Below are 11985 nucleotides of genomic sequence, written 5' to 3' on the forward strand. Positions count from 1 at the left end.
CCGATTTTTTTTAGCTCTAATAGCGGAATTCCATCAGCATGTTTTATTTTTGCAATTCAAAATACAGAACTATGGGAAGAGCCTTCGAATTTAGAAAAGCGAGAAAATTCAAACGTTGGGGCCAGATGGCCAAAACCTTTACTAAAATCGGTAAAGATATTGTGATTGCTGTAAAAGCTGGTGGTGGGGATCCCTCCTCTAACTCGCGTTTACGTGCCATCATCCAAAATGCGAAGGCGGTAAATATGCCGAAGGAAAACGTGGAACGTGCCATCAAGCGTGCCACTTCGAAAGACCAAGAAGATTACAAAGAGATTGTTTATGAGGGATACGCACAACATGGTATCGCCATCCTAGTAGAAACCACGACAGATAACATCAACCGTACCGTAGCAAACATTCGTTCTTCTTTCACGAAGTGTGGCGGAAGTTTAGGAACAACAGGGATGTTAGACTTCATCTTTACTCGCAAATCAGTATTTAAAATCGCAGCGAAGCCTGAGATCGATCTAGAAGAATTAGAGTTTGATTTAATTGACCTAGGTGGTGATGAGGTTTTCTTAGACGAGGAAACGAATCAAATTAATATCTATGGTGAGTTCACCGCTTTCGGTGCGATTCAAAAATTCCTTGAGGAAAAAGGATACGAATTAATGGGTGCTGATTTCGAACGCATCCCAGACGAAACGAAAGAATTAACAGATGCTCAAGTAGCTGACGTAGAAAAACTCATCGAGCGTCTAGAAGAAGACGACGATGTGCAAAACGTCTACCATAACATGGGATAAGCTTTAAGAAGCGGAGGACAAAAAAGCCTCCGCTTTTTTTCTGTCCAAACGATACAAATAAGGTGCCTTGTGTGCTCCTCCCGTATATTTCTTTTCGATACGTTCCAAAATATCCAGGCTCAACATCTTGCGCTGGAAGTTTGTACGAACTAATTCTTTACCTAAAATCGTCTCATAAACATGTTGCAATTCTGACATCGTGAAGGTCTCAGGCAACAAATTGAAGGCGGCTAATTTCGTATCAATCGAACTACGCAAATGGGTTAATCCCGTTTTTATAATTTCGTTGTGATCTAAAAACAAGTCAGGAATCTGATCTAGGTCCATCCAGGCAGAATCATCTGAGACATCATTTAATTCTACGTTTACTTTCGAGTATTCCACCAGGGCGTAATAGCCTACTGTTATGTAGCGATGGGATAACCACTTCAAATCTTCTTTCGAGCGACCCATGGCGAGATTAATCTCTTCGTGCTTTTCAATCGCACCAATATTCCGTTTCAAATCACCGAAGGTGTGAAACTGCTGCAAATAGATATTTTCAAGACCTGTTCTCTGCCACAAAATGCGTTTTGCGGCATCATCCGCATCTTCTTCTCTTCCAATAAACCCGCCAGGCAAGGACCAAATATCACTATTTCTAAATTTCAACAGAAGCACTTTTAATTGATTCTCTTGAAATCCGAAAATGACACAGTCCACCGAAATATTCGGCAACCAATCGCCTTTTAAAACATCTCTATTTGGCATGTTTCTCTACAAAATTTTGAATTTGCTTCGCAAAAATCGCATAGCCCTTTTCATTCAGGTGCAATTTATCAGCGACGAAAATATCTTGCATCAAGGATCCGTCTGCATTATAAAAAGGCGAGTGCATATCGATCACATAATGTCCTTTTTTCTTAGCTGAAATAGCCGCTATGCGTTGATTTAAATCCTGTTGCTTTGCTTTCATTGTCTCGCGTGCTAGACTTGGACGAGTAGAGACGAAGACTAATTTAGCTCCTGGAACCTGCTTTGCTAGTCGGCTAGAGAACTCTTCGAATTGAGCTGCGATTTCTTCTGGACTAGTGCCAGATGCTAAATCATTATCCCCCTCATACATAAAAACCCAAGAGGGCTGGTATTTTACCACCATCCGATCGAAATAATACAAGGCATCTTTCAAGGTACTTCCGCCAAAACCGCGGTTAAAAGCATTCATTCCCTTCGTATCCGCATCAAAGCTTTTCCACAAACGGAAGCTAGAGGAGCCAATAAACAGCTTCATCCCTTTAGCAGGTAATGCGATAGAATCTTGCTTTTCGTAGACCACAATCTCTTTTTCGAAACGATTTTGGGCGAATACGCCGAAAGACAATAAAAGGAAAAGTAGGATCTTATTCATTAGGATATTTTAAACCGATTTGAGCACGAATTTCATCTAATAAAGCCATTAATTCCGTACTGAAAGCATGCGTCATCAAAGCATTTTCAGTACGTCCAGCGCGCAAATCTGCTTGCACCGCCTCCGCCTCATAACTATAGCCCCAGCCTAGACGCTCCGTTTCGTAGAACGTTTCCTCCTCTGTTTCGTGAATCGTAACCGTGATTCCTTTCGTTTCGTGGAAGCGTGAATGCATGTGGATTTTACCTTTCGTCCCGTGAATTTCACAAGTCGTATCGGTCTTAGTCGCAAAAGTGGAGAACAAAGTCGCCGTCACGCCTGAACTGTATTTCAAGGCAATCGACGTATTCATATCCACACCAGAAGGCGCCATAACACCCGTCGCCTTCATTTCGAGGGGATTTCCTAGAACGAATTTGGAGATAAATAAAGGATAGATTCCAATATCTAAAAGGGAACCACCCGTTAATGCGGGACTAAACCAACGTGCCTCTGGATCGTAGGGCGCATGGAAGCCAAAATCCGCCGCTAGGTGAACAATATCACCGATTACGCCAGAAGCTAGAATTTCTTGCAACTTGACAATCGATGGGTGGAAACGGGTCCACAAAGCTTCCATTAAGAATATTTTCTTATCACGTGCAGTCTTGATCATCTCTGCTACCTGCTTCGAATTAATCGCGAATGCTTTTTCGCAAAGTACCGGAAGTCCTGCATTCAGGCACAATAAGGTATGTTCGTGATGTAGACCGTGAGGAGAGGCGATGTAAACAACATCAATTTCGCCACTCGAAAGCATAGATTCGTAGCTACCAAAGCATTTCACATCTGGTCCGTAATGGGACGCAAATTCTTGCGCACGAGAAATATCTCTGGATGAAACGGCAGCTAAATAACCGTCTTTTACGAAGGCTAAATCGTCCGCAAATTTACGGGCAATTCCGCCACATGCTAATATACCCCAGCGAATGGGTGCTCCGTTTTTCATAGTTCTAGGTTTATTATAAAGAACTTAATTCAGCTATTAAAGACTGAACTTGCTCTAAATTTACTGCTGGAAAATTCGCGATTCGGATTTGGGTTTCTTTTAACTTTCCGTATCCTGAACCGATAATCATATCACTTCTTTCCTTGATTGTAGAGATCACTTTCGAGCTTCCTTCTTTGCAATTTAACACCACCACGGTCGCTGAACGGTGATTTTCGTTCTCTACGAATATTTCGAAATTATCTGATTTTTTGGCAAAATCATACAAGGCCTTCGCTTTTTTATCCGTCTCCTTACGCATCGTTTCTACGCCGATTCGGTTAAAATCCTCCGCCACTTTGCCTAATACATAAATCGCCATCACATTAGGTGTTTCTGGCGTCTCAAAATTCTTGTAATTTTCCCAAAGGCTCGGAAGCGAGTGATACGTCCCTACAATACCTTCGTGTTTTTTCATGCGCTCTGATTTCTCCAGCATCGCCTCATTCGCAAACCAAACGCCTAAACCAGCTGGCATTCCGAACGATTTCTGAACGCTAAAAAACGCAGAGTCGACTAATCCGAAATCCAGATTAGGATAAGGTGCAGAGGAAACCATATCCACCGCCACAAACTTGTTTTTGTTCGCTTTCTTGATCTTGTGAATCTCTGCAGCGCGCATTTGAACCCCAGAACTCGTCTCATTCGCGGTACAGCAAATCAATTCTGCATATTCTGGAACCTCGACCTCTGCCGCATCGAAACCCTCGCCAAAAGGCTTATGCATCGAATTCGCATACTTGTGCAGGTCTTTCGCGAAGTCAAAAAACTTCTTCGAGAAGGATCCATTCACTAAGTGGAAGCTTTCGTGTTCCACCGTATTCATGATGATACGCTCCCACACCTCCGTTGCAGATCCCGTAAACAGGACTGCGTGGCTCTTAGGCAAGGCGAATAATTCGCGCAATTGCTCATCTGCGTGCTGGTATATCTTACGGAAAGCCGCGGAACGATGGGAAATCGAACCGAGGTTTAAGCGAAAAGCCTCCATATAATGGGACTGAACCGTAGGAAACAAGGCCGCAGGGCCGGGTGTAAAAAAGGTGCTCATATTAATATAACATTCTAAACTTAATGGTGTTGTCGATCAACTTCAATTCGCTGACGATTTCTTCCGAGTATTCTTTGGCCACATCCGTAATCACATAGCCCGTATTCTCCGTCGTTTTCAAGTATTGACCGATGATATTTACGTGGTATTTCGCAAAGATTTGGTTGATTTGGGCCAAAATCCCCGGCACATTGTGGTGAATATGCAATAAACGGTGTGCGTTTTCTAACGGCGGCAATTGCAATTCTGGGAAGTTCACAGAACCATAGGTGCTACCGTTGTTCATGAATTGCAATAATTTCGCTGGAACAAATTCACCGATATTTGCCTGCGCCTCCTCCGTACTTCCACCGATATGCGGTGTCAAAATTACGTTAGGCAATCCTCGCAACTCATTGATAAACTCTTCGTCATTCGTCTTTGGCTCATACGGGAATACATCGATCGCTGCTCCCCACATCTTGCCTGACTTGATTGCGTCCACTAAAGCCGAAATCTCGACCACGTGTCCACGAGACAAGTTCAAGAAGATGACATTGTCTTTCATCCAAGAGAACTGCTCTTTCCCGATGATATTCGTATTCGACTTACGTCCGTCCACGTGTAAACTCACGAAGTCTACTTGTGATAATAATTCCTTTAGGCTGCTACATTTTTTGGCATTACCTAAAGCTAATTTGTCTACGATGTCATAGAAGTACACCTCCATACCCAGCGCCTCCGCGATCACGGAAATCTGTGTACCGATGCTTCCATAACCCACTAAACCAATTTTCTTTCCTCTAATCTCGTAGGAATTCGTCGCCGATTTATCCCAAACTCCCGCGTGCATTTTCGTCGATTTCTCGAAGATATTACGCGTCAACATCACCATCAAACCGATCGACAATTCCACTACCGAACGCGTATTCGAGTACGGCGCATTGAACACCGCGATCCCGCGCTTCTCACATTCCACAAGATCGATTTGATTCGTACCGATACAGAACGCGCCCACACACATCAAACGAGAGGCATTCGGGTGTTCTAATACTTTCTTAGTTAAATTCGTCTTCGAACGCAATCCGATGATAGACACATCCTTGATCTTCTCGATCAATTCGTCCTCATCTAATGCGCCTTTCAAAAGTTCTACTTGGAATCCTTCTTTTTTGAACGCTTGTACGGCACCTGGGTGCACGTTTTCTAATAAAAGAACCTTAATTCGTGATTTTGGGTAGGATTGTGCACGGCTTAAACCGTTGATATACAAGAACTCATCTAGAGATGGCACTACGTAATCCGCTTTGTCCGTCACTGCCTTGCGCGACACGTTCTCCGTGAAAGCAAAGAACTTATTCGCTAATCCTGACTCACGCAATTCGTAATCAGTGATACCATCACCGATTACATAAACCTCGCCTTCTAACTGCAGCGATTGTAATAAACGTACTTTTCCTTTATCCTGAGACAATAAATTGTCCGCATCGTAACCCGTAATATTTCCCTCCGTGTCATACGTGAAAGTATTTGCATAGACGTTTTCCGCTGGGATACCCATCTCGTTCACGACTGGAACGATGAAGTCTTTGAATCCAGAGGATACGATTAAAATTTGTGCCGCATTCTCCTCTAAAAAATCTTTGTTGCGCTTAAATGACTCAGAGATTTTACCCTTTAAAAAGACGATCAGTTGATCCACGTGCGAACGATTCGCTGGCAATAAAGCCACGCGATCACGTAAGGAATCTGAGAAAGAATAGGCCCCTACCATACCTTGGTCGGTGATATCGGTAATCTTTCCCACGATCTCCGCTTGCTTCGGATTTCCCTGAAGCGCGATTCTCGCTAATTCATCGAGCCCCTCCACTTTCGTGAACGTACTATCGAAATCAATGACAATTTTTAAAGGTTCTGCTTGAGCTGTAGGCATATTTTTATTTTCTAAACGCTTTTCTTAAACCAAAGTTCGGCTCGATTCTCCGACCAAGTATAGCCTTGGTAATTCTTCGGATAAAATCCACAATGCCCTCCTTTTTCCTGTGCGTCTAATTGGACAAAATCCAAGGTTTTCACATAGTCTTCCGGAATGCATTCCGCCGATAAAAAAGGGTCATTTTTTGCATTCACGATTAAAGTAGGTACGTTAATCCGATCCAAAAAATACAGGGAGCTACTCTTCTCGTAATAGTCTTCCCCATCTTTAAACCCGTGTAAAGGCCCTGTGATCACATCGTCAAAATCCACTAAACTCTTAATAGAATCAATCATCTCCACGGTGATATCCTGAGGATAGCGCGCGGACTTTTCCTTGACTTTTTTTATGAGAGTTTGTAGAAATCGATGAGTGTAGAGTCTGTTTTCTCGCTTAGCTAATTGCTTGCTACTCGATGAAAGGTGTAAAGGTACGGAAAATGCCACAGCTTTTCGAATGATTTCGGGAGGATTTTTACCCTGTTCGCCTAACCATTTTAGGGTCAGGTTACCTCCTAAACTAAATCCCGCCAGGTAGATATCTTTCGCCCCACGTTCGATAGCCAGCTTAATAATAAAGTCCAAATCATCCGTCGCCCCACTGTGGTAAAAACGCAAATTCTTATTTGGCTCTCCCGAACAACTCCGGTAATTCCAAGCCAGCGCATTCATCCCCTTCATCTTGTTGATCAAACCTGTCACATATTGGCGATCACTCGAACCTTCCAAACCGTGAGAAACGATCAGTAAAGGTTTGTCTGAAAGCGAACCGCCATACCAATCAATATCCAAGAAATCCTGATCCGGCGTTGTAACTCGCTCCCGGCGGGGTGTCTCAGCCAGCAGTACTTTCCGAAATAAAGAAGGGTAAATACTCTGGGTATGCCCGTCCGGTAACCAAAGAGGCGGAGTATAATTTTCTAGCATTAAATGAAAAAATCAGGCAATAATTGATTTTCAGGTGTATTCGGATTCACACGATACTCAGAGAAATCCGTCACCCCTTCTGCGCGCAACACGTCCTCGTCGATATAAAAATGACCACTTACTGTTTTCGCATCTTTCTGCAAAATCGCCGAAGCAGCGTCCGCCATAATCGTGGCCTTACGCCCTAATTGCATCATTTGCGCATTTCCTACAGCAAATTCGATGGCAGCAGTGGCAATAATCGTTTTAGGCCAAAGTGAATTAAACGCCACTTTCCCTTTAAATTCCGACGCCATCCCCAGGGTACACAAAGACATTCCGAATTTCGCAATCGAATAGGCCACGTGATTTTCAAACCAGCGCGCCTCCACATTCAAAGGTGGCGAAAGCGTTAACACATGGGGATTTTCTGACTTTAATAAATGAGGCAAACAAGCCTGAGCACACAAATAGGTTCCACGCGTGTTGACCTGATTCATCAAATCGTATTTCTTCATCTCCGTACTCAGCGTTCCTGTGAGCTGAATCGCCGAGGCATTATTAATTAAAATGTCGATACCACCGAAGGTATCCACCGCTAATTGTACCGCCGATAAAACCTGATTTTCGTCACGAATGTCGACCATACAGGCCAAAGCCTTTCCTCCAGCCGCCTCAATTTCTGCCGCCGCCGTGTGAATCGTACCTGGTAATTTAGGATGTGGCTCTGAGGTTTTTGCCGCAATAACGATGTTTGCACCCTCTGAAGCTAATTTTTTCGCAATCTCTAATCCGATCCCACGGGATCCACCCGTGATAAAAACGGTCTTGTTTTTGAAGTGCATATGGTTCCAATTTTTTCTTCATCTAAATTACGATTTTCTTTCAAAGACAGATACATTTTAAACTTTTGCATTGTACTTTTGTGAATTAATAATCACGCTTAAGACAGAAATGATTTTACCTTTTAAATCCGTCAGCCTTTCACACCGTACAGCGCCGCTCGCCATTCGCGAGATGTTAGCGTTGAACGAGGAAGAGAGCAAAGGATTTTATGTGAAGTGTAAGGATCTTTTTGGCCTCAATGAATTATTAATCGTTTCTACCTGCAACCGCACCGAGTTTTATTATACCTCTGATCGCGACATCTCGACGGATTTAACGAAAGCCTTCTTAATCGAAAAAGGCCTGACGAACACAGCGGAATACCTAGGCTATTTCAAGCAAATGAACGAAACAGAGGATTCTCTGCGTCATTTATTCGAAGTGGCAACCGGTTTACAATCCAAGGTAGTGGGTGATTTACAGATCCCGAACCAAATCAAGAAAGCCTACCAACAAGCGGCAGATTTAAATATGGCAGGTCCGTATTTACACCGTTTGATGCATACTATTTTCTACTCTAACAAGCGAGTAGCGCAAGAAACATCATTCCGTGATGGAGCAGCGTCCGTTTCTTATGCCACGGTCGCTTTAGCCGAAGAACTTTCTCAAGCCCTTCCAAACCCGAAAGTTTTAATCCTAGGATTAGGCGAAATCGGTTTAGATGTGTGCAAGAATATGGAGGAAAAGGATTTTGCGGAGTTCACGATTATGAACCGTACGATCGAGAAAGCGGAGAAAATCGCAGCAGGTAAAGAATTATTCAGAGTCGCTCCTATCGCCGATTTGTGGAAGGAAGTGGCTGCCGCTGACATCATTATCTCGTCAGTTCGCACGGATAGCCCGATCATCACGCAGGCGGAGATCAAGAAATTGCAATTATTGTCCTTTAAATACTTCATAGACCTTTCTGTGCCTCGCAGCATCGAAGACGGCATCGAGAAGATTAATGGCGTCCTTTTATACAATATCGATACGTTGAAGGAGCGTGCGGATGAGGCTTTGGCCACTCGCTTAGCTTCGATTCCTGACGTGCGCACCATCATCGAAGAGAGTATAATTAGCTTTAATGATTGGTCCAAAGAGATGGAGGTTTCACCTACCATCCACAAATTGAAAAATGCACTGGAGCAAATCCGCAAGGAGGAGATGAACCGCCATATGAAGGGGTTGACGAAAGAGGAGACGGAAAAGCTGGAGAAAATCACCGCTGGTTTAGTCCAAAAAATCATCAAGCAACCCATCATCCACCTAAAAGCTGCTTGCAAGCGAGGGGATTCCGACAAAATGGTCGATGTATTGAACGATCTGTTCAACCTAGAGAGTTTCGAAGAAATCGAATCTTAATTTATCCTGATGAATAGCGAAATTCTTCAAAAACTGGCCCGCTACTGCGCCTATCAGGAAAGATGCGTGCAGGAACTGGAACAAAAAATGAAGACTTTCGAGGTATTGCCATCAGAATTTTCGGAATATGTAGCCTGGCTTTCTGAAAATAATTACCTGAACGAAGCCCGTTTTGTCGAGATCTTCGTCCGTTCTAAATTCAACCAAAAAGGCTGGGGACGCACTAAAATCAATTACGAATTACGAAAGCGCGGCATTTCTGCTTCTTTATTAGCTAGTGCCTGGGATGGAATCGACGATCAAGATTATATCGAGAAGGCCCGCACCTTGTTACAGAAAAAGAGAGACGAGATCAAAGCAGGTACCTCGCCTCAGCGCTACCAAAAATGCTATAACTACGGTCTCTCGAAGGGCTACGAATCTTCGCTAGTTCGTGAGCTTTTAAAGCCTCTATTTGCATAAAAGCAAATTTTCCCTACCTTTGGAATATGAATTCACACGCAATCAACTATTTAACAGCATATTATTACGCAGGTTATTACAACGCTGCCTAATCGGTTATATAGTTTTTTGTCAATTATATCAGCCGACTTTACGTCGGTTTTTTGTTTTATGAGCTTACAAATCACAGCGGCGAGCCGCTTAAACAGCGTGGAGGAATACTATTTCTCCAAAAAATTGAAGCAGATTGCGGCTTTGAAGGAATCCGGTGTACCTATTATTAACTTAGGTATCGGTTCCCCAGACTTAGCTCCTTCTACTGAAACGATCGCAGCGCTCACAGAAAGTGCGGCAAATCCTTCGAATCACGCCTACCAAGGTTACCAAGGTATTCCTGCATTGCGCGAGGCATTCGCTGCTTTTTATGCTCGAAACTACGGTGTGACGGTTAATCCGGCTTCTGAGATTTTACCTTTAATCGGTTCCAAAGAAGGCATCATGCACATCGCCATGGCCTATTTAGAAAAAGGCGATGTAACCCTGATTCCTAATCCGGGCTACCCTACCTATTCTGCGGCCTGTTCTTTAGCAGGCGCTACGGTTGAAAGCTATGAATTATCGGCTTCGAATGGCTGGTTACCAGACTTGAAAGCCTTAGAAAAGCGGGATCTTTCAAAAGTGAAAATCATGTGGGTAAACTACCCGCACATGCCTACGGGTGCACAGGCAACGAAAGAATTCTTCATGGAATTACATGATTTCGCGCTTCGTCATTCCATACTTTTAGTCAATGACAATCCCTATAGTTTTATCTTGAACGAGCAGCCTTTGAGCATGCTTTCCATTCCGGGTATGCAAGACGTGGCGATCGAATTGAATTCCCTTTCGAAGTCCCATAATATGGCGGGATGGAGAATTGGGGCGGCTTTTGGAAAGGCTGAATTCCTGGCACCTGTGTTGAAGTTCAAATCGAATATGGACTCAGGAATGTTCTTACCGCTGCAACAAGCTGCGGTGAAGGCCCTTTCTGCTGATGCGGACTGGTTTGCGAATCAGAATCGCATTTACCGTTCGCGCCAAAAGCTAGTTTTCGAACTCTTAGACTTACTAGATTGCGTGTATGATCCGGCACAGTCGGGGATGTTTGTTTGGGCTAAAATCCCTGCCACATTCGACTCCGGCTACGCACTTTCAGATAAAATATTAGATGAAAACGCGGTGTTTATTACACCAGGAGGAATCTTCGGAACACAAGGAGACGGCTATGTCCGCATCTCACTTTGTGCCCAAGAATCCGTTTTCTCACAAGCGATAGCTCGCATCAAAAATCACAGCAATGGCATCTCATAAAGTAGGCATTATCGGTATCGGATTAATTGGTGGATCCATCGCACTAGGCTTACGCAAGTCAGGATGGGCCTCTGAAATTGTAGGTATCGACACGAATCCAGAGCACCAGAAAAAGGCAATAGCCTTAGGACTCGTAGACCGCATCGCCAGTTGGCAAGAGGCCATCGACCAAGTCGAGGTATTTATTTGTGCGATTCCGGTAGACCTTTTAGTCGCACTTATCCCATCCGTTTTAGACGCGCTAAAACCCGGCCAAACCATCATCGAGGTTGGTTCCACCAAAAGTCCCGTTTTCGAAGCTTTAAAAAACCACCCCAAACGCAGTCAATTCGTTTCCACCCACCCGATGGCCGGAACCGAATTCTCCGGTCCCGAAGCAGCCGTCCAAGGCCTTTTCGTAGGAAAACGCGGGGTAATTTGCGATAAAGAACTGAGCGACCCCGCTGCTGTGGCACTGATTGAAGATTTATACCGCACCGGTTTAGAGATGAACCTCATTTATATGGGTTCTATCGAACACGATATGCACACGGCCTATATCTCGCACATCTCCCACATCTGTTCCTTTGCCTTAGCGAACACGGTATTAGAGAAAGAAAAGAACGAAGCCCGCATTTTCGAATTAGCCTCCACCGGTTTTGAGTCGACAGTTCGTTTAGCAAAATCATCCCCAGAAACCTGGAGTCAAATTTTCCACCAGAACCAAGAAAACCTTTTGGATGTTCTCGATGAGTATATCAACACCCTCTTGAAATACAAAGGCCTGATGCTTTCCGGCAGCTACGAAAAGCTGAAGGAAGAGTTAGGAAAGGCGAATGATATTGGTAGGATATTGAAAGGATAAAAAAAAGCC

12 protein-coding genes are annotated in these 11985 nt (G+C 43.9%); 5 read left to right on the forward strand and 7 right to left on the reverse strand.

Annotation, left to right across the window (positions count from 1 at the left end):
* The first annotated feature begins 71 nt into the window (after positions 1 to 71).
* On the forward strand, positions 72 to 788 hold the full coding sequence (locus V7S74_RS09700; RefSeq protein ID WP_406778561.1) for a YebC/PmpR family DNA-binding transcriptional regulator: 717 nt from the start codon (positions 72 to 74) through the stop codon (positions 786 to 788).
* A 3-nt stretch (positions 789 to 791) separates the two neighbouring features.
* On the opposite strand, the gene V7S74_RS09705 is transcribed toward V7S74_RS09700, so the two are convergent.
* From V7S74_RS09705 to V7S74_RS09735, 7 genes are read right to left on the reverse strand one after another with little or no spacing between them, the layout of a single operon-like run.
* Positions 792 to 1538, reverse strand: a complete 747-nt coding sequence (locus tag V7S74_RS09705) for an NUDIX hydrolase (protein ID WP_406778562.1) — start codon at positions 1536 to 1538, stop codon at positions 792 to 794.
* Positions 1528 to 2175: a GDSL-type esterase/lipase family protein gene (locus V7S74_RS09710; protein ID WP_406778563.1), complete on the reverse strand. Its 648-nt coding sequence runs from the start codon at positions 2173 to 2175 to the stop codon at positions 1528 to 1530. Before V7S74_RS09710 ends, V7S74_RS09705 begins: the two co-directional genes overlap by 11 nt.
* The gene (locus tag V7S74_RS09715) at positions 2168 to 3163 is read right to left on the reverse strand and encodes a Gfo/Idh/MocA family protein (protein ID WP_406778564.1); all 996 of its coding nucleotides are present in this window, start codon (positions 3161 to 3163) and stop codon (positions 2168 to 2170) included. Before V7S74_RS09715 ends, V7S74_RS09710 begins: the two co-directional genes overlap by 8 nt.
* A gap of 13 nt (positions 3164 to 3176) precedes the next feature.
* Entirely contained in the window at positions 3177 to 4253 is a 1077-nt protein-coding gene (locus tag V7S74_RS09720) for an aminotransferase class V-fold PLP-dependent enzyme (protein ID WP_406778565.1), read from the reverse strand.
* Position 4254: 1 nt separating this feature from the next.
* Complete coding sequence (serA, locus tag V7S74_RS09725; protein WP_406778566.1) at positions 4255 to 6165, reverse strand: phosphoglycerate dehydrogenase; 1911 nt, start codon at positions 6163 to 6165, stop codon at positions 4255 to 4257.
* Between the two features lie 11 nt (positions 6166 to 6176).
* Positions 6177 to 7133: a YheT family hydrolase gene (locus tag V7S74_RS09730; RefSeq protein ID WP_406778567.1), complete on the reverse strand. Its 957-nt coding sequence runs from the start codon at positions 7131 to 7133 to the stop codon at positions 6177 to 6179.
* Positions 7133 to 7957, reverse strand: a complete 825-nt coding sequence (locus V7S74_RS09735; RefSeq protein ID WP_406778568.1) for an SDR family oxidoreductase — start codon at positions 7955 to 7957, stop codon at positions 7133 to 7135. Before V7S74_RS09735 ends, V7S74_RS09730 begins: the two co-directional genes overlap by 1 nt.
* Positions 7958 to 8066: 109 nt before the next feature.
* On the opposite strand from V7S74_RS09735, the gene hemA reads away from it, so the two are divergent.
* The 4 genes from hemA to V7S74_RS09755 all read left to right on the forward strand — a co-directional run bounded on the left by hemA (position 8067) and on the right by V7S74_RS09755 (position 11976).
* The gene (gene hemA / locus V7S74_RS09740; protein ID WP_406778569.1) at positions 8067 to 9341 is read left to right on the forward strand and encodes a glutamyl-tRNA reductase; all 1275 of its coding nucleotides are present in this window, start codon (positions 8067 to 8069) and stop codon (positions 9339 to 9341) included.
* A 9-nt stretch (positions 9342 to 9350) separates the two neighbouring features.
* Positions 9351 to 9803 carry a regulatory protein RecX gene (locus V7S74_RS09745; RefSeq protein WP_406778570.1) on the forward strand — a complete coding sequence of 151 codons (453 nt, stop codon included), beginning with the start codon at positions 9351 to 9353 and terminating at the stop codon, positions 9801 to 9803.
* A gap of 150 nt (positions 9804 to 9953) precedes the next feature.
* Positions 9954 to 11132 carry a pyridoxal phosphate-dependent aminotransferase gene (locus tag V7S74_RS09750; protein ID WP_406778571.1) on the forward strand — a complete coding sequence of 393 codons (1179 nt, stop codon included), beginning with the start codon at positions 9954 to 9956 and terminating at the stop codon, positions 11130 to 11132.
* Positions 11119 to 11976 (forward strand): prephenate dehydrogenase, encoded by an 858-nt coding sequence (locus V7S74_RS09755; protein WP_406778572.1) that lies wholly within the window; start codon positions 11119 to 11121, stop codon positions 11974 to 11976. Before V7S74_RS09750 ends, V7S74_RS09755 begins: the two co-directional genes overlap by 14 nt.
* The last annotated feature ends 9 nt before the right edge of the window (positions 11977 to 11985 follow it).

Source organism: Aquirufa novilacunae (assembly GCF_045310505.1).
Taxonomy (GTDB): domain Bacteria; phylum Bacteroidota; class Bacteroidia; order Cytophagales; family Spirosomataceae; genus Aquirufa; species Aquirufa novilacunae.